Genomic DNA, 17,533 nt, shown 5'->3' on the forward strand with positions numbered 1-17,533 from the left:
CATGACAGAGAATGCAGCAGCAACCGGCCTCATCGCTTTCCTTGGCCTGGGCCATATGGGTGGGCCCATGGCGGCCAACCTGATCAAAGCCGGGCATGATGTGATCGGCTACGATCCCGTGCCCGCAGCAGTTGAGGCCGCATTGGCTCACGGTATTCCCATGGCTTCCACGGCACACGAAGCTGCAGCGGAAGCGGCCGTGGTGCTGACCATGCTGCCCAGCGGCAAGCATGTTCTGGACGCATACCAAGGCGTGGATGGGCCGGGGCTGCTTTCCATCGCGAAGCCGAACACGCTGTTCCTGGACTGTTCCACCATCAATGTGGACGAGGCCCGGGAGGCGGCAGCTCTGGCCGTGGCGGCGGGTCACCGATCCGTGGACGCTCCCGTGTCCGGTGGCGTGGTGGGAGCCGAAGCCGGCACCTTGACCTTCATGGTGGGTGCTTTGCCGGAGGACTTCGAGACGGTGAAGCCCGTTCTGGAGCTCATGGGCAAGAGGATCGTCCACTGCGGTGATCACGGCGCAGGGCAAGCCGCCAAGGTTTGCAACAACATGATCCTGGGTGTGTCCATGATTGCCGTTGCCGAGGCTTTCGTGCTCGGCGAGAAGCTTGGGCTCACGCACCAGGCCTTGTTCGACGTTGCCTCCAACGCGTCGGGTCAGTGCTGGGCTCTGACCACTAATTGTCCTGTTCCGGGGCCGGTGCCCACCAGCCCCGCCAACCGCGACTATCTGCCGGGCTTTGCCGGTGCGTTGATGGCCAAGGATCTGCGTCTGGCCCTGAACGCGCTGGAAAGCACGGGGGTCGCTGCGGAAATGGGTCCCCTGGCTTCGCGCATCTACGACGCCTTTGCCGCCGGGGACGGGGCCGGAAGGGACTTCTCGGGGATCATCACGGAGATCCGCGATAAGTCCGTGTGAGAGGTTTGAACTGAACTTATGACCAGCGTTGCGGAGAGGGAGAGCATGACGGAGCAGTACCAGAACATTGTGGTGGAGCGTCGGGGACGGGTTGGTTTGGTGACACTGAACCGGCCGGAGGCGCTGAATGCCTTGAACACTGCACTCATGAACGAGCTCGTGGACGCTGTGACCGCGATGGACACTGACCCGGACGTTGGAGCCGTGGTGATCACGGGATCGGCCAAGGCGTTTGCTGCCGGCGCTGACATCAAGGAAATGTCCTCCAACAGCTACATGGACATGTACGCGGCGGACTGGTTCCGGCGTTGGGAGGACCTTACCCGCCTGCGCATCCCTGTTGTGGCTGCTGTGTCTGGTTTCGCCTTGGGAGGTGGCTGCGAGCTGGCCATGATGGCGGACTTCATCATTGCGGGGGACAACGCCAAGTTTGGCCAGCCCGAGATCAACCTGGGAGTGATCCCCGGTATGGGCGGCTCCCAGCGGCTCACCCGGGCCGTGGGCAAAGCGAAAGCCATGGACATGGTCCTGACAGGCCGGTTCATGGATGCCGAAGAGGCCGAACGCTCCGGCCTGGTGTCCCGCGTTGTTCCTGCGGCCGAGGTGATCGAGGAAGCTCTCAAGGCCGCCGAAGTCATTGCCTCCAAATCCAAACCCGCCGCGATGGTGGCCAAGGAGGTCGTGAACGCAGCCTTCGAGATGGGCCTGTCACAGGGTGTGCTGTTTGAGCGCAGGGTGTTCCACTCGCTCTTTGCCACCGAGGACCAGAAGGAAGGCATGGCCGCGTTCAGCGAGAAGCGCCAGCCGGAGTTCAAACACAGGTAGCTTTCGGTATTGCAGCACTGGTGTCTACGGCAGCGGTCTCAATACTTCATTGTCACGGGCTCCGTGCCGGGAGGAGACTTGAGGTGACGGCATCCCATCTCGTGCCGGCTGCGGAGCCACCCGGCTGCGGGGCCTCGCAGCACCCTGTAGCGGCTTGGTGGATCGATGAGCTCCATGAGACCCCTCGAACTGGCCGCTCAGCGTTCGCGCCATCTCTGGCCCTTGGTGACTATCGCACTGATTGGATGTCTCGGAGGGTGCGAGTATGAATCCAACGACGTTCCCCTCCCGCCCGCCAGTTCTCCGGTTTCGGAGGCTCACACGGTCCCAACGCTGCCGGAGAGTCGCGACAGCCGCACGGTCTCATCGCTGCCCGAGAGTGGCGATATCGACGCCGGCACATACCTGGTCCCCGTCGCCGGCCACAAGGAGCCTTTCGAGATCACCGTCCCAGGCGGCTGGTTTGCGCTCGACGGCAATAGCCTGGCCAAGGATGACCCGGCCCACCCGGCTGAATGGGCCGTCTACCTGACTCTTGGATCCCCGGACTATGTGTCGAAGGACGCATGCAACTGGAGAGGCGCCCTTGCCGATGTCGGTCCTGCGGACTGGGCCTTCATCAGGGCTATGGCGGCGCAATCGTCAACGGCAAGCACTCCTCCCGTCAAGGTCATGGTGGGCGATTACCCCGGCTTCGAGTTCCACCACTCCGTCGAGGGCGACGTGGACGTCAACGCCTGCGACGGCGGCCAGTTATGCATCCATGCTCGACATACTCAGGGCTGCTCACGCTTGTACTCAACTCAGAATGAACACGAGACTTACCGGGTGGTCGACCTGAACGGCAAGCGGGCTTTCGTCGCGGTGGGCTATATCGACGCATCAATCAATCCGGAGCTGATGAGAGAGGCACACGCCGTCTTCGACTCGATGAGGTTCGGGTCCGCCAAATGACCAGCTGGTGCGTACCAGTTTCGTCCAGTCAGACACGTGGGGTTTTTCGCGTCACGTTTTCGACCAGTCACCACTTAGCTAATGAACAACCCGCAACCGCTAGTCCGCGTAACTAGAAGGCCCGTAACGCGACGATGAGGAAATCAATGGCTGCGCAATTCTGCGATAACGATGACTGCCCGGATATTTGGCACTGGTTGGACCTGCACTGTACGGACGTACCGACCACGCCCGAAAGTTGCCGGGATACCCCCGAGGAGGAAGCCCGGGAAGGGCTTGTGGGCTCATTCTTCGCGGCGTAGGATCCTGCGGGCCATCACCGGATCGAGGAGTAGCCCATGGGACAGCTGATCGTCCAGGATTTTGTTACTGCCGACGGATACGCCGCCGACACCAATAACGAGTTCAAGGCCTACGAACTCTTGGAAGGGGGTACGGCCGAGTTTGACCGTGCCCAGCTTGAGTGGCTCGGCAGTGTTGAAGCCATGGTTTTGGGCGCCAACACCTACAGCTATTTCGTTGAATTTTGGCCCACGCCTGCATCCGACGGCGAGATCATTGCTCCTGCACTCAACGGCCTTCGACGTCACGTTTTTTCACGCCACCTAGAGGAGGCCCCCTGGGGTGACTTCCCGCCGTCGACCGTTGAATCCGGCGACGCGATTCAGGCGATCCGTCGCATCAAGCGCGAGTCCACCAAAGACATCGTGCTGTGGGGCAGCCTGTCCCTCGGCCAGACGTTCTTCGCCGCCGGAGAAGTGGATGCCGTGCGGCTGGTAGTGATGCCGGTGGGCCAGGGCTCAGGCAGGGGCGTGTTTCCGGCGGGACATGACCCTGCCCTGTTGAAGCTTGAGGACGTGAAAAGCTACGACCAAGGCCTTGTGGAGCTGAGCTACTCAGTCCGGAAACGGCCCTAAACCGAAGCGTCCGCGGGCACCAGCGCAGCGTCAAAGAACGCGCGCTCCAGCCGCACGGCCTCCGCGAAGGTCGCCGCAACGCCCTGTCGTTCCGCACCGTCAACAGGCTCGACGGCGTCGAATTCGTCGCGTAGCCACGTCACCCACGCGTTGTATTCGGGGTTGTTGTGGAGGCGGATCCATTCGGCGTGCTTCGCGTGGACGGGCCATTGTGTGGGGTCGCCGGCGCGGGCAGCCCAGTCTCCGTAGAGCCACTCGGCAACCAACAGCACGGCCAGGACCTCCGGGTAGGACCGGGTGGCGAGGGCGCTGCGCATCAGGTTATCGAAGTCCCGGGTGGCGGATCCCAGCGCGGGCGCTGTTCGATCCGCCTCGGGAACGTCGAGTTCGTTGAAGCAGTCCTGGAAGTAGGTATTCTCGTCCGAAGCGAAGGCCCCCAGAACCCCGGCAAACACCAGACGCGAAGGCAGCGAAGGTGCCGATGCCACCGCTTGGCCCAGCAGGGCTGTGAAGGCATCGCAGAACTGGTAATCCTGCACGAGGTAGCGGCGCAGGTTCTCATCGGAGAGAGAACCATCCAGCAGTTGGTCAACGAACGAATGGTTGACGGCGGCATCCCAGTCCTCGGCGTACTGGTTCCTGAGTTCATTGGCAAAGCCCACGGTGTTTCCTCCTGAGGTGTCAGCATTCGGAGCCTAGCAGTGGACTCCGACAGGCAGGCGCTCGTTACGCTATGGTGCCGGTCCCGGCGCCAGCGTAGGCTCTGGCCATGACGAACGCGTCGAACACTATCGTGGTTGGCTTTGACGGATCCGAAGAAGCACACCGCGCCGTCCAATGGGCCGCAAAGCACGCGATCCTGCGGAACTGTTCCCTCCACGTTGTGCATTGTTCCTTGTGGGTCCTGTTGTCCCACAACAGGGGCCCCGTTCCTGGAGTTGCTGACAGCGGCTTGGAACGGGCCGCCCAAAAAGTCCTCGAAGAGGGGGTGGTACTCGCCAAGGAGACCGTCCCCGACCTTGAAGTCCACAGTACCTTGCTCCACGGAATGCCCCGCGACCATCTGGCCCACGTTTCGGCCGGTGCCCAGATGTTGGTGCTGGGAAGCCGGGGTCTTGGCGGATTCATGGGCTTGCTGGTGGGGTCCGTGAGTTTGGAGATGGCAGCAACAGCAGAATGCCCGGTGGCAGTGATTCGGGCCGATGACCACCCGGAGGGTCCAGTGCTGCTGGCCGTTGATGACTCGGGATCACCGGCAGCCCTTGACGATGCTTGCCTTTTCGCAGCCGCAACGGGTGCCGAGCTCAGGATCGTTCATGTCCTGCACGAACCCGAAGGCTACCGGCGTTTGCGCGAGCCGGTGGAATCATATCCGGACGCTGAAGCGATGCTTGATGCAGTGCTGAGCCGGGCCCGCCACAAAGCCCCCGGGATCACGGTGAGCGGAGAGCTGCTGGTGGATGCTTCGTTCTCCCGTGCCGTAGTCAAGGCTTCACAAGCGGCACGCATCACGGTGGTGGGAACCAAGGGACATGGACTGATAAAGGGCACCATAGGCTCCACGGCACATGCTGTGCTCCACCATGCGCACAGTCCTGTGTTGGTTTCCCGTCGCACGGCCACATCCAAGGTCATGTAGGCGGGCTTTCCGCGAGAGGACGGGACTATCCTTTCGGAGGCCCTCACAGGGACTCCCTCCGGCAATGAACCGGATCTATGGTGGAGGGCATGGATAATCGGGCGGAAGTACGCGAATTTCTGATCTCCCGTCGTGCCCATGTGGCCCCTGAGCAAGTGGGGCTGCCTACGGGATCCAACCGGCGGGTCAAGGGGCTGCGCCGAAGCGAAGTGGCCACTCTTGCCGGGTTGAGCGTTGAGTACTACACGCGACTGGAACGCGGCGCCATCAGTGGCGCCTCCCCGCAAGTCCTTGAGAGCATTGCCCGCGCGCTGAACCTGGATGACGCTGAGCGCGCCCACTTGTTCGATCTCGCGCACGCCGCCAGTCCAATTGCCAGACCACCGCGGCGCCGGAACTCGAAATCCTATGTTCCCCACCAGAGCCTGCAGTGGGCGCTGGACGCTGTCACGGCCGGACCCGCGTTTGTCCGGAACGGCCGGATGGATCTGCTGGCCGTGAACCCCTTGGCGAGGGCGTTCTATATGGACTGCTATGACATGCCGGGCCAAGCGCCCAACATCGCCAGATTCACGTTCCTGGACCAACGCGCGTATGAGTTCTACCCGGACTGGGACGCTTTTGCGGAGGTCACTGTTTCCATTCTTCGCACGGAGGCCGGACGCGACCCGCACAACAAGGAACTGCACGATCTCATTGGCGAACTCAGCACCCGCAGCGAGGAATTCCGCACTCGCTGGGGCGCACATAACGTCCGGCACCACGGCACGGGTTTCAAGACGTTCAATCACCCGGTGGTGGGCGAGATGACTCTCGCCTTCGAAGGCTTGGAAATGGCCGCAGAACCTGGATTGACTCTGACCATCTACGCGGCGGAACCCGGTTCGCCGTCGGCCGAGCGCCTTCAACTGTTGGCCTCCTGGGCGGCCAGCGAATACGGTGTTCAGCCGGCGTCGGAAAAGACGCGAACGGACGGCTGACCGCCGGACAGCTCACGACGGCGGCGCTGCCGCTACTCAGCGAGGCTGGCTTGCTTCCCATCCTTGAGCATCAAGAGTGTGAGAGGTAGGAAGTAGAGCGCGGCGATACTTGCCCCCACCAGCACGGGACCCGTGGCTCCAAGTGCGGACTCCAAGGCGTAACCGGCAATCCACGATCCCACGGCCGTGCCGAGGTTGAACGCTGAGGTGCTGAGAGCCGAGGCCAAGGTGGGTGCGTGCCCCGCGTAACCTACGGCTTTGCCGATCAGAATCGGGTTGGTTGCCATGCCGAACAGCCCCAGCAGGAAGATCAGGACCACAGTCACCACGGCGTAGTGGGAGAAGAGGGAAAGAGCGCCCAGTACCAGGAAGGTTATTCCCGCCGAGACGAACAGCGCTGGATAGGGGTGGTGAGAGCCGAAATGACCGCCCAGATTGGAGCCAATGAAGGCGCCCACACCGTACGCCACCAGAACCAACGGCACCACGGAAGCGGCCATTCCCGTGTTCTCAGTGAGTAGCGGTGAGATGAAGCTGTAAGCAGCCAAGGATGATCCGCACACGATCGCGCAGCCAGCCAGGACAAGCCAAACCCTCATATCACGCATGCTGGCAAGCTCAGCGCGCACGGACGGGGTGGGCCCGGATTCCGGCCCCACCGGGACTAGCCGGTACACCACAACAGCCCCCGCCAGCGCCAGAACAGCCAAAGCCCAGAAGGGGCCACGCCAACCGATCACCTGTCCGGCAAACGCACCCAGCGGCACACCAACAACATTTGCGAGCATGCCACCGCCCAACACCACGCCCAGCGCCCGCGACGCTGAGGCTGCACCTGCGGCTTTGGCACCCACGACGGCGGCTACCGCCCAAAAAGCGCCCGTCGCCAAAGCCGTGAGGAAACGTGCGCCAAGAATGAGGGTGAAGTCAGAAGTGAGCGCCACGACGACGTGACCAGCCGCAAAGACCACCAGTGCGAGGCTCAGCGTCAGTCGCCGCGGCAGCTTCAGCGTCAGGATGGACATGGTGGGGGTGCCCACGATCATGCCCACCGCGACGACCGTAATCATGAGGCCGGCACTTGCCACGGACACCTCAAGATCGCCCGCAATCTCAGGCAAAATCCCCGCCACGATGAATTCGGTGGTTCCCATGAGGAACACCCCCGCGGCTAGAACCTACGTCACTAGTGGCAAACGCCGGGTCTTGGTTGTGGAAATCGTGGAGGTCATGACTTCAGAACATCAGGTCCTCGGAGTGTTAGGGAGTCCCGCTTAAGGGAGGTCCTCTGAGGGACTCCTTCGGTGCGCTGCCCCAACTGGGGCGCCCGGGCGATCAACGACGTTATATTGTCGGTGCCTGCTGACATGGTTAGGTCATGGAGCGGATTGGGGAAAGTCGAGTGGGTACGGCGCTATCCGATGCCCTTGTTCCTGTCTCCCCTGCGACCCTTCAGCTCGCGGCTCAGTCCAGCACCGTCAGCAGTGATTTGATCGAGCAGTTGCGGGTGCTGGAGGAGATGAAGTCGGCGATCACCGCTTTGCAGGCGCGGGTTGCGGTGGCTTTTGATCTTGCCCAGCGCGCCGAGCAGGCCGAAGCCGGAGTTCCCGCGTCAGAACGCGGCCAGGGGGTGGGGGCTCAGGTGGCGTTGGCGCGTCGGGAGTCCCCGAACCGTGGCTCGAGGTTGCTTGGGTTTGCCAAAGCTCTTGTTGCGGAGATGCCACATACGTTGGCGGCCTTGCGGGCCGGGCTCTTGAATGAATGGCGGGCCACCCTGCTCGTGAAGGAAACTGCGTGCTTGTCTGTTGAGGACCGGACTGCGGTGGACGAGGAGTTGGCTGCGGATACCGGAACCTTTGATGGCAAGGGCGACAGGGCCATTGTTGCGGCGGTGAAGGCTGCTGCGTATCGGCGTGATCCGCGCTCGGTGGCGGGTCGTGCGGCCCGTGCTGCCGCGGAGCGGACGGTGAGTCTGCGTCCGGCGCCGGATACCATGACGTATTTGACGGCGCTGTTGCCGGTCGCCCAAGGGGTGGCGGTTTATGCCGCGTTGACCCGGGCCGCTGATTCGGCCCGTTCCAGCGGTGACGCAGGCTCCGGCGGGGATGCAACCACTGGCGGGGTTGTCCCGACACGCGGCCAGGTCATGGCCGACACCCTCGTTGAACGCGTCACCGGGACACCGGCCGGGTTTTCGGGGATCAACCTGGACCTTGTCATGACCGACCGGACCCTGTTTCAGGGAGACAGCGAACCGGCGCGGTTGAAGGGGTACGGGATCGTCCCGGCCGAGTGGGGGAGAACTGTTGTTGCGGAGCCGGCAACGCCGGATGCGGAGCTCACCGTGTGGCTTCGTCGGCTGTACACGGCGCCGGGTACGGGTGAGTTGCTTGCTACGGATTCGAAGGCCCGGCTTTTCACGGGCCGGTTGAGGCGGTTCATCGAGACCAGGGATGCGACGTGCCGCACCCCGTATTGCGACGCGCCCATCCGGCACATCGACCATGTGGTTCCGTGGCATTCCGGCGGGAAAACGAACCCTTCAAACGGGGCAGGGCTGTGCGAAGCGTGCAACCACACCAAAGAACACCCCGGCTGGGCGGTCACGACGCTCCATGGGAAATCACACGCGGACGCTCACGGCGCGCACACCCTGGAAATCACCACCCCCACAGGCCACACCTACCAATCCAAAGCCCCACCCCTACCAGGACACAGCCCCTCCAGAACGTAGGGAGCTTATTCCTCCGTGAAGTCCCCGGCATCCCTGCGGAAAGTGCCCAAAACGCGGATGAGGTGATCGACGTCGTCGGGCCCAAAACCTGACTTGCCGAAAACTTCGGAGTTGAGCGCCGCCGTCGCCTTTTTGGCCACGGTGCGTCCCTCTGCTGTGAGCTCGATCAGGGTGGTGCGTCCGTCAGTCGGGTGCGGGGATCGTGCCACCAGAGCGGCCTTTTCCAAGCGGTCCACGGCGTTGGTCACCGAGGTGGGATGGACCTGCAGGAGCGCGCTGGCTTTATTCATGGGCAGGGCGCCGCTGCGGGCGAAACTCAGGAGCGCAAGCAACTCGTAACGTGCGAAGGTCAGCCCAAAAGGCTTCAGCACCGTTTCGATGCGTGCCAGCAGGATCTGCTGGGTGCGCATGATCGCGGTGATGGCAGCCATGGGCGCAGCGACATCGCCCCAGCCATGCCGTTCCCAGTTGCGCTGGGCATCGGCAATGGGGTCGCGGGGGAGCGGGGTGCCCATGGTCCTCCTCGTGTGCTTGATCGGCCTGATGTCCGGGTGGCTATTCTTTCAGATTCGGGAACTCTTCCTCGGTGTATTCCACGCCCAAACCGGAGGGCAGAGGACCTTCGCCGTGCCGGGCAACCTCGGTGCCGCGCAGCTCCACACGCCTGATTTTGCCAGATATGGTCTTGGGCAGTTCTCCGAATTCCAGGCGCCGGATGCGCTTGAACGGTGCCAGATGCTCACGGCAATACTTGAGGATGTCTTCGGCAACCGCAGGTCCGGCCTCATAGCCGGCAGCCAAAACAACGAACGCTTTGGGAACTGACAGTTTCACGGCATCAGGAGAAGGCACGACGGCGGCCTCGGCCACAGCGGGGTGTTCGATCAGGACGCTTTCCAGTTCGAAAGGCGACAACCGGTAGTCGGAGGACTTGAAGACGTCGTCATCCCGGCCGACGTAGGTGATGACGCCGTCGGAGTCCCTGCTGGCCATGTCACCGGTGTGATAGTAGCCGTCGCGGAAGGCCTCGGCGGTCTTGGCCTCGTCGCCGAAGTAGCTCTTCATAAGTCCCACGGGCCGGGGGTCCAAGCGTAAGCAGAGCTCGCCGTCGTCGGCTTCTTTCCCGGTGACCGGGTCAACCAGAACAACGTCGTACCCGGGCAGCGGCCTGCCCATGGAACCGATCTTCACAGGTTGGGCGGGCGTATTGGCGATCTGCACTGTGGATTCGGTTTGGCCGAAGCCATCCCGGATGGTGACTCCCCATGCCTTCTCCACTTGCCCGATGACCTCGGCGTTGAGTGGTTCACCGGCTGAAACAACTTTGCGTGGCGGGGTGGTGAGCTGGGTGAGGTCCGCTTGGATGAGCATGCGCCAAACGGTGGGTGGGGCGCAGAAGCTGGTGACCCCTTCCCGGCCCATCTGGTCCATGAGGGCGGCGGCGTCGAAGCGCTGGTAGTTGTAGATGAAAACAGTGGCTTCGGCGATCCACGGTGTGAAGACGTTGGACCAAGCGTGCTTCGCCCAGCCGGGGGAGGCGACGTTGAGGTGCACGTCTCCTGGTTCCAGGCCGATCCAGTACATGGTGGACAAGTGACCTACCGGGTACGAGGTGTGGGTGTGTTCCACCAGTTTGGCGCGCGAGGTGGTGCCGGAGGTGAAGTAGAGGAGCAGTGTCTCGTCCGCGCGTGTGGGGGCGTCGGGCGTGAAGTCCGTGCCGGCGTCGTAGGAATCTGAGTACTGTTTCGCGTCTGCGTTGGTGCGTTCCGCGCCCACCTCAATGAGTGTGTATTTGCCCTCGACGTCGGCGAACTTGCCAATATTGGAAGTTCCGACCGCCACCCATGTTGCACCTCCGCGTTCCACCCGGTCCTGAAGATCGCGGGCGCCCATAAGTGTGGTGGTGGGAATCATGACGATGCCCAGTTTGATGCCGGCCAGCATGAGTTCCCACAGTTCAACCTGGTTGCCCAGCATGATGATCATGTGGTGGCCGCGTTTGACGCCTTGTTCCCTGAGCCAGTTGGCGAGCTGGGAGGAGCGCTGGGAGAGGTCCTTGAACGTGCGCCGCGTTGAGCTTCCGTCCTGTTCCACGATCACCAGGGCGGGCTGGTTGCCTCGGGTCTCATCTGCCGCTATTTGGTCGAACCAGTCCAGGGCGAAGTTGAACTCTTCAAAGCGGGGCCATTGAAACTCGGAATGGGCCAGTTTGTAGTCCTCGCGCAATTCCAGCAGCCGGTCGCGGGCCGCACGGAAGTCTTCTGTGACTGTCATAGTCCGCCTCTCGGATTGGGTATGCGTAGGCGTCGTCGCCAAAGCACCCCGCCTAGTGATCCACATCACCTTGCAATATACTAGGACATCCAAGGGTTTGGAAGAGCCCATGCGGGACATGACGAAGGGGTCTAATGCTCGACGAAAAAGCTGCCGGCACCGTTACCAGCGGTGCGGCACCAGAACGCGTCCTGCCTCCCTACCCGGAGGCAGACCTGATGCACGTTATTGACCTCCTCCCGGCAGAGGAGCGCGCGAGGTATCTCGAGATCAGGGAGTTCCTTCAAACGCGTATTCGGGCCGCGAGCATTGACTACTGGAACCGGGAGGAGTTCCCCTTCGGGCTGCTGGCAGACATGGCCAAATACGGGCTGGGTGGGCTGCAAACGGACGGTTCCTCCAAGCTGTTCAAGGGCCTCATGTACACCGAGGTGGCCCGGGCGGATGTGTCCCTTTCGGCGCTGGTGGGAATCCACAATGAGCTGATCGTGGGCATGATTGACGAGCTCGGTTCGCCCGAGCAAAAGCGCAAGTGGTTGCCCGGGCTGGAGGCTTTTACCCAGCTCGGTGCGTTCGCCCTCACTGAACCGGACCACGGCTCGGACATCGCCGGAGGACTTTCGACGACGGCGCGACGCGACGGCGGCGAATGGGTCATCAGCGGTGCCAAGCGCTGGATAGGTGCGGCGACGATCGCCGACTTTGCCCTGGTATGGGCCCGGGACGAAGCCGACGGGCACATCAAGGGCTTCATTGTGGAGAGCGACCGCCCCGGGTACACGGCCACCAAGATTTCGAACAAGATCGGCCTTCGCATCATGCAGAATGCGGACATCGTCTTGGACGAGGTCCGCATTCCGGAGGAGAACCTCCTGCCAGGTGCCGCGGAGTTCTCCCGCGCCAACGATCTTTTGCGCGATTCCCGGGCGTGGGTGGGGTGGCAGGCTGCAGGAATTCAGTTGGCAGCCTTTGATATTGCCCGTTCCTACTCCTTGGAACGCCGGCAATTCGGCAAGGAGTTGGCCCGATTCCAGCTGGTGCAACAGCAGCTCGCCGATATTTTGGGTAACGCCAACGCTTCGCTGTCCATGATGGTTGAGTTGGCGCGGATCCAACAGGCCGGGAAGCTCCAGATGGTTCAGGCTGCCATGTGCAAAGCCACCACCACCCGCCTGGCCAGATCGTCAGTGGCGATGGGCCGTTCCCTGCTGGGAGGGAACGGCATCACCACGGACTACGAGATGGCCAAGCTGTTTGGTGATGCCGAGATTCTGTACACCTATGAGGGCAGCTACGAGATCAACTCGATGATTGTGGCCCGCGCAGTGACAGGGAAATCGGCGTTCGTCTAGGTCCTGACTACTTGGGCGGGGTCTTCTTGGGCCGGGTCCGGTGACGGTGCCAGGGCTGCGTGCTCTGCCAGGACTCCGGTGTGGTGCCTGATGCGAAGGCGGTAGAGCAGCGTTCCGCCGATGATGACCGTGGCCACAAAGATAACGCCGCCCCATTGCAGGTACCACTCGAACGGCGGCACTGAGTTGTAAATTTCCGGCCGCGGCCACACCAGGTTCAGCGTCATGGCACCGCCCCACAGCACGGCCAGGATGTTGACGGGGAGCCCCCATTTGCCGAGGCTGAATCCCGATTCGGATCCATCGTCCTTCAGAGGCCACTTCTTCAGGAACCTCCGCCGCAGCATGGGAACGGTCACCAGCAGGTAGGACAGGTAGATCAGGACAATGCTGATGCTGGAGAGGATGGTGAAGATGGCCGGCTGTGAGATGTTGACGATCAGCGGAATAACGGCCACCACACCGATCACGATCGCCGCCACCGTGGGGGTTTTCCGTGTGGGGTGTACCTTGCTGAGCTGACGGCTGAAGGGCAGGTTGTTATCCCTTGCCATGGCAAACATCATCCGGATGGCGGCGGCGTGAACGGCCAGCGTGCACACCACAACAGCCACCACGATGCACGCCAGGAATGCCTTGCCGAAGGGACCGCCCAGCACCGAAAGCACAATGTACTGCAACCCGCCATCAGCGGCTCCGAGCTTGGGATCGGAAAGATCCGGTGCGGCCAGGATTCCGCCCAGGAGGAGCAGCCCTCCCAGGAGGAAGGAAGCCGTAACAGCGCGCAGGATCGCCCTGGGAGCCGTCTTCTTGGGGTCCTTGGTTTCTTCACCCAGGGAACTGGCGGTATCGAATCCGTACATGACGTAACCGGAAGCCATGGCGGCAATGAGGAACACTCCGAAGAAGCCCAGAGGATGTTCTTCACCGAATCCGGCGGTATCCAGGAGGACCTCCGGGCCGCGTACAGAGTGCCAGATCAGCGCGGCTATGAGCAGGACGGCTGCAACCAGTTCCACAAACACGCCCACGCTGTTGATCATGGTCATGAGTTTCACGCCGAACGCGTTGATGAGCGTGGAAATGCCGATCATGATGCTCGCCAGGATGACCCCGTTGACTGCGAAGTCATAGGGACCCGTGCCATCGCCCACCAACTGGAAGCCGTCCCAGATCTGCGGCAAAGTGATTTGAAGGGCCAAGGCAACGGACCCCAGGGCCATGATGGAGGAGAGCAGCAACAGCCAGCCAGCCAACCAGGCCCACGTTCCGGTGGAGAGCCTCTTGGCCCAGTTATAGACCGATCCTGCTACGGGGTAGCGGCCGGCCAGTTCCGCAAAACACAGGGCAACCATGAGCTGGCCGACAAAAACGATGGGCCACGACCACGCATAGGCGGGTCCCGCCGTCGAAAATCCGAAGTAAAACAGTTGAAAAACGCCGGTGAGGATGGAGATGTAACTGACGCCGGCGGCGAAGCTGGCAAACTTACCGATGCTGCGGTCCAGGGTTTGGGCATAGCCAAACTCGTCCATGCCGCTTGCATCGCTCTTGCGGGGTCCTGATTTACTGGGTTCTAACATTCGAACTCCTAATTCAGACATGCATGAATGGTGATAGCCCGCGGCCGCCATTGGACGCAGTGGATATCAAAAGCCGGGCACCACGGTGTGCCTACGGCCGTTTCCCCCATTTTTTGTTGCGTGGGTCTAAAAGCAGGGTGCCTGTTCAGGCGTGGGACAAGCTGAAGTCCGCCTCCGTCGTCGTGGTTTCCTCCACCCGGCTGGCACCCAGCCGGGCTTTGATGAGATCAGCACAGCGCTCGCCGATCATCATCACGGTGATGTTGGGGTTCACTGTGACGTGTTCGGGCATCACGGAGGCGTCTGCCACCCGTAGGCCGCTGACGCCTTTGACACGCAGCTCCGGATCCAAGGGAGACATGGGGTCCTCCACCGGGCCCATGCGGACGGTACCGACGGGGTGGTAGACGGTGTTGTGGGTTTTGCGGATGTAGTCCTGAAGCTCCTCATCAGTCTGGGCCTCGATTCCGGGGGAGAGCTCCCGTCCGGTCCACTCGGCCATGGCCGGCTGAGCCGCGATTTCCCGGGCCTTGCGGATGCCGGCCACCATGACGCGCATGTCGTGCCCCTCGGGATCGGTGAAGTACCGCGGGTCCACCATGGGCTTGTCGCGGAAGTCCCTGCTGCGCAAACGGACGGTCCCGCGGGAACGGGCGTGCGTGACGTTCGGGGTAAGGCTGAAGCCGTTCTCCGTGGTGGGGTAACCGTAGCGGAGGGTGTTCATGTCGAACGGCACGGAGCCGTAGTGCATCATCAGGTCCGGGCGGTCCAGTCCCTCCTCGGTGGGAGTGAAGATGCCGATCTCCCACCATTGGGTGGACGACTGAACCATGGGCTGCTTGGCCTCGAACTGCACCACGCCCTCCGGGTGGTCCTGCAGATGCTCGCCAACACCGGGGGAGTCCACCACCACCTCGATGCCATGTTGAGCCAGGTGCTCGGCCGGGCCGATTCCGGAAAGCATGAGCAGCTTGGGGGAATCAATGGCGCCCGTGGAGAGGATGACCTCGCGCTGCGCGGTGAGCCTGTGTGTCCTGCCGAAGGCAGAGTCAACGACGTCGACGCCGGTGCAACGCTTGTCCGCGTCGAACACCAGTTGGCGGGCACGCAGGCCGGTCAACAGCGTGAAGTTTTCGCGAGCCATGATGGGGTGAATGTAGGAAACAGAACTGGAGGAACGCGTACCGTCCGAACGGCGGTTGATCTGGAAGAAATTAGCGCCGTTGATCACTGTGGTGCCGTCGTTGAACTTTGCCCGGGGAATGCCGCTCTGCTCACAGGCGTCCAGGAGCGCAACCCCGGCCGGATCATTCGGAGGAACGTTCATCAGGTGCACCGGACCATCATGGCCGTGATGTGGGGCATCCGGGCCAGCGTCCTCGTTGCTTTCCAAGCGCTGATACAAAGGCCAGGCCGCGGCAGCGTTCCAACCGGTGGCACCGTACTTGGACTCCCACTCATCCAGGTCCTCCCGGGGAGCCCAGAAAGCGATGCAGGAATTGTGGCTGGAACAGCCGCCCATCACCTTGGCGCGGGCGTGGCGCATGAATGAGTTGCCGTTCTCCTGCGGTTCCACCGGGTAGTCCCAGTCGTACCCCGATTCCAGCAGTTCCATCCACCGGTCCAATTGCAGGATTTCCGGGAGGTTCCGGTCATCCGGGCCGGCTTCCACCAGGGCAACGGTAACGGCGGGGTCCTCGCTCAGCCGGGCGGCGACGGCAGCCCCGGCAGATCCTCCGCCGATGACGATGTAATCGAACCCGCGCTCGCTGAGGTTCTCAATATTGTCGACGTGCATCTAGTTCTCCTTGCCGTGGTCTGCGAACCAGCCGGTCACCTGGGGGCTGGTGTTCTGGTAGATGTGCTTGGCTTCCTGGTATTCACCGAGGCCGGTGGGGCCGAGTTCACGGCCGACGCCGGACTGGCCAAAGCCGCCCCACTCGGCCTGCGGGAGGTAGGGATGGTAGTCGTTGATCCACACCGTGCCGTGCCGCAAACGGCCCGCAACCCGCTGGGCCTTGCCGGCATCCTGGGTCCAGACCGCGCCCGCGAGTCCGTAGATGGTGTCGTTGGCGGTGGCTACGGCTTCGTCTTCCGTGCGGAAGGTTTCCACCGTTACTACCGGACCAAAGGCTTCGTCGATCACCACCGACATTCCCCGGGTCACGCGGTCCAGGACGGTGGGCTGGTAGTAGAAACCGGCGTCGAAGTTTTCGCCTTGAGGCGCCGCGCCACCACACCGCAGCCGGGCACCTTCGGCAATGCCGCGCTGGACGTAGGCATCCACTTTCTCCCGGTGGGCAGCGGAGATCAGTGGCCCGGTTTCAGCAGACTCGTCGAACGGGCCGCCGAGGCGGATGGCCTGAGCCTTGCGAACCAGTTCGTCCACGAAGCGCTCGGCGATGGATTCCTCCACCACCAGCCGCGCACCGGCGGAGCAGACCTGGCCTGAGTGCACAAAGGCGCCGTTGAGCGCATTGTCGACGGCGGCGTCGAAGTCCGCGTCGGCAAACACCACGTTGGGGTTCTTGCCGCCAAGTTCCAGCGCCACCTTTTTCACGGTGCCGGCTGCGGCCGCGGCAATGCGTTTGCCGGTTTCCAGACCGCCTGTGAAGGAGACCAGGTCAATGTCCGGGTGCTCCGAAAGCGGTGCGCCCGCCTGTGCGCCGGGGCCGGTCAGCAGGTTGGCGACACCGTCCGGCAGGCCCAGATCCTTCAGCAATTGCATGGCGAGGATCGCGGTGGAGGGGGTGAGCTCGGCAGGCTTCAGGACGAAGGTGCAACCGGCGGCCAGCGCGGGTGCGATCTTCCACGCGGCCTGCAGCAGCGGATAGTTCCAGGGCGTGATCAGGCCGCAGACGCCCACGGGCTCGTAGACGATCCTGCTCACGACGGCGGGGTCCCCGGCATCGACTACACGGCCCGCCGCCTGCCCGGCGAGGCGCCCGAAATACTCGAAGCAGGCAGCGATGTCATCAATGTCGATGCGGCTCTCGACGATCCGCTTGCCGGTGTCCAACGATTCGGCGCGGGCGAACTTCTCCCGGCGTTCGCGCAGTTCCGCGGCCACCTTGAGCAGGAAGGCACCGCGCTCGGGAGCGGGGACGTTCGACCAGACGCCGGAGTCGAAGGCTGCGCGGGCTGCCGAGATGGCGCGTTCGGCATCCTCGCGGCCGGCTTCTGACACTGTGGCGACCAGTTCGCCGTCGGCCGGGTTGCGGATTTCCCGCACGGCGCCGGAGGCTGCCGGTTCCCACGCACCGTTGATGAAAAGTGTGGAGGCGGAATCAGAAAATGTGGCTTGGGTCATACGAAGCAGGCTAGTGCACTTTGAACATCCGTTCAAGGAAAAT

The 17,533-nt window shown here is 62.7% G+C and carries 15 protein-coding genes; 8 read left to right on the forward strand and 7 right to left on the reverse strand.

All coding sequences use genetic code 11. The features are described 5' to 3' along the window. The first annotated feature begins 1 nt into the window (after window position 1). From mmsB to ABI796_RS02490, 4 genes are all read left to right on the forward strand, one after another. Window positions 2-922: a 3-hydroxyisobutyrate dehydrogenase gene (mmsB, locus tag ABI796_RS02475; RefSeq protein ID WP_141284508.1), complete on the forward strand. Its 921-nt coding sequence runs from the start codon at window positions 2-4 to the stop codon at window positions 920-922. Between the two features lie 45 nt (window positions 923-967). Further along, the gene (locus ABI796_RS02480; RefSeq protein WP_141284671.1) at window positions 968-1,747 is read left to right on the forward strand and encodes an enoyl-CoA hydratase; all 780 of its coding nucleotides are present in this window, start codon (window positions 968-970) and stop codon (window positions 1,745-1,747) included. Window positions 1,748-1,921: 174 nt separating this feature from the next. After that, a complete protein-coding gene (locus ABI796_RS02485) occupies window positions 1,922-2,701 on the forward strand; it encodes a hypothetical protein (protein WP_246095842.1) in 780 nt (259 codons plus the stop codon). A gap of 338 nt (window positions 2,702-3,039) precedes the next feature. Continuing rightward, window positions 3,040-3,618: a dihydrofolate reductase family protein gene (locus ABI796_RS02490; RefSeq protein ID WP_141284512.1), complete on the forward strand. Its 579-nt coding sequence runs from the start codon at window positions 3,040-3,042 to the stop codon at window positions 3,616-3,618. Here the strand turns inward: ABI796_RS02490 and ABI796_RS02495 are convergent. Further along, window positions 3,615-4,280: a TenA family protein gene (locus ABI796_RS02495; protein ID WP_141284514.1), complete on the reverse strand. Its 666-nt coding sequence runs from the start codon at window positions 4,278-4,280 to the stop codon at window positions 3,615-3,617. The genes ABI796_RS02490 and ABI796_RS02495 overlap by 4 nt on opposite strands. A 107-nt stretch (window positions 4,281-4,387) precedes the next feature. Between ABI796_RS02495 and ABI796_RS02500 the strand changes: the two genes are divergently transcribed. After that, the gene (locus ABI796_RS02500) at window positions 4,388-5,257 is read left to right on the forward strand and encodes a universal stress protein (protein WP_141284516.1); all 870 of its coding nucleotides are present in this window, start codon (window positions 4,388-4,390) and stop codon (window positions 5,255-5,257) included. 89 nt (window positions 5,258-5,346) lie between these two features. Next, complete coding sequence (locus ABI796_RS02505; RefSeq protein WP_141284518.1) at window positions 5,347-6,237, forward strand: helix-turn-helix transcriptional regulator; 891 nt, start codon at window positions 5,347-5,349, stop codon at window positions 6,235-6,237. 32 nt (window positions 6,238-6,269) lie between these two features. Here the strand turns inward: ABI796_RS02505 and ABI796_RS02510 are convergent, their stop codons facing one another. Then, window positions 6,270-7,400 carry an MFS transporter gene (locus tag ABI796_RS02510; protein WP_281283985.1) on the reverse strand — a complete coding sequence of 377 codons (1,131 nt, stop codon included), beginning with the start codon at window positions 7,398-7,400 and terminating at the stop codon, window positions 6,270-6,272. Between the two features lie 215 nt (window positions 7,401-7,615). Between ABI796_RS02510 and ABI796_RS02515 the strand changes: the two genes are divergently transcribed. Further along, window positions 7,616-8,971: an HNH endonuclease signature motif containing protein gene (locus ABI796_RS02515; protein WP_141284520.1), complete on the forward strand. Its 1,356-nt coding sequence runs from the start codon at window positions 7,616-7,618 to the stop codon at window positions 8,969-8,971. A gap of 5 nt (window positions 8,972-8,976) precedes the next feature. Here ABI796_RS02515 and ABI796_RS02520 read toward each other — a convergent pair whose 3' ends face one another. Together ABI796_RS02520 and ABI796_RS02525 are read right to left on the reverse strand one after the other, a co-directional pair. Then, the gene (locus ABI796_RS02520) at window positions 8,977-9,486 is read right to left on the reverse strand and encodes a MarR family winged helix-turn-helix transcriptional regulator (protein ID WP_141284522.1); all 510 of its coding nucleotides are present in this window, start codon (window positions 9,484-9,486) and stop codon (window positions 8,977-8,979) included. A gap of 40 nt (window positions 9,487-9,526) precedes the next feature. Continuing rightward, window positions 9,527-11,245, reverse strand: coding sequence for an AMP-binding protein (locus tag ABI796_RS02525; protein WP_141284524.1), 1,719 nt, complete (start codon window positions 11,243-11,245; stop codon window positions 9,527-9,529). A 134-nt stretch (window positions 11,246-11,379) separates the two neighbouring features. Here ABI796_RS02525 and ABI796_RS02530 point away from each other — a divergent pair, with 134 nt between their 5' ends. Next, window positions 11,380-12,597, forward strand: coding sequence for an acyl-CoA dehydrogenase family protein (locus ABI796_RS02530; protein ID WP_141284526.1), 1,218 nt, complete (start codon window positions 11,380-11,382; stop codon window positions 12,595-12,597). On the opposite strand, the gene ABI796_RS02535 is transcribed toward ABI796_RS02530, so the two are convergent. From ABI796_RS02535 to ABI796_RS02545, 3 genes are all read right to left on the reverse strand, one after another. Then, window positions 12,594-14,180: an APC family permease gene (locus ABI796_RS02535; protein WP_141284527.1), complete on the reverse strand. Its 1,587-nt coding sequence runs from the start codon at window positions 14,178-14,180 to the stop codon at window positions 12,594-12,596. The two genes, ABI796_RS02530 and ABI796_RS02535, sit on opposite strands and share 4 nt — an antisense overlap. 145 nt (window positions 14,181-14,325) lie before the next feature. Then, complete coding sequence (locus tag ABI796_RS02540; protein WP_141284530.1) at window positions 14,326-15,978, reverse strand: GMC family oxidoreductase; 1,653 nt, start codon at window positions 15,976-15,978, stop codon at window positions 14,326-14,328. Next, a complete protein-coding gene (locus ABI796_RS02545; protein WP_141284532.1) occupies window positions 15,979-17,490 on the reverse strand; it encodes an aldehyde dehydrogenase family protein in 1,512 nt (503 codons plus the stop codon). Window positions 17,491-17,533 lie beyond the last annotated feature (43 nt).

The sequence above is a fragment of the Paenarthrobacter aurescens genome, assembly GCF_041549525.1.
In the GTDB taxonomy this organism is placed as follows: Bacteria; Actinomycetota; Actinomycetes; order Actinomycetales; family Micrococcaceae; genus Arthrobacter; species Arthrobacter aurescens.

Excerpts from the sequence above, each read along its gene's own strand:
- mmsB (WP_141284508.1), top strand. The coding sequence starts at position 2 with ATGACAGAGAATGCAGCAGCAACCGGCCTCATCGCTTTCCTTGGCCTG.
- ABI796_RS02480 (WP_141284671.1), top strand. The coding sequence starts at position 968 with ATGACGGAGCAGTACCAGAACATTGTGGTGGAGCGTCGGGGACGGGTT.
- ABI796_RS02485 (WP_246095842.1), top strand. The coding sequence starts at position 1,922 with ATGAGACCCCTCGAACTGGCCGCTCAGCGTTCGCGCCATCTCTGGCCC.
- ABI796_RS02490 (WP_141284512.1), top strand. The coding sequence starts at position 3,040 with ATGGGACAGCTGATCGTCCAGGATTTTGTTACTGCCGACGGATACGCC.
- ABI796_RS02500 (WP_141284516.1), top strand. The coding sequence starts at position 4,388 with ATGACGAACGCGTCGAACACTATCGTGGTTGGCTTTGACGGATCCGAA.
- ABI796_RS02505 (WP_141284518.1), top strand. The coding sequence starts at position 5,347 with ATGGATAATCGGGCGGAAGTACGCGAATTTCTGATCTCCCGTCGTGCC.
- ABI796_RS02515 (WP_141284520.1), top strand. The coding sequence starts at position 7,616 with ATGGAGCGGATTGGGGAAAGTCGAGTGGGTACGGCGCTATCCGATGCC.
- ABI796_RS02520 (WP_141284522.1), bottom strand. The coding sequence starts at position 9,486 with ATGGGCACCCCGCTCCCCCGCGACCCCATTGCCGATGCCCAGCGCAAC.
- ABI796_RS02525 (WP_141284524.1), bottom strand. The coding sequence starts at position 11,245 with ATGACAGTCACAGAAGACTTCCGTGCGGCCCGCGACCGGCTGCTGGAA.
- ABI796_RS02530 (WP_141284526.1), top strand. The coding sequence starts at position 11,380 with ATGCTCGACGAAAAAGCTGCCGGCACCGTTACCAGCGGTGCGGCACCA.
- ABI796_RS02535 (WP_141284527.1), bottom strand. The coding sequence starts at position 14,180 with ATGTTAGAACCCAGTAAATCAGGACCCCGCAAGAGCGATGCAAGCGGC.
- ABI796_RS02540 (WP_141284530.1), bottom strand. The coding sequence starts at position 15,978 with ATGCACGTCGACAATATTGAGAACCTCAGCGAGCGCGGGTTCGATTAC.
- ABI796_RS02545 (WP_141284532.1), bottom strand. The coding sequence starts at position 17,490 with ATGACCCAAGCCACATTTTCTGATTCCGCCTCCACACTTTTCATCAAC.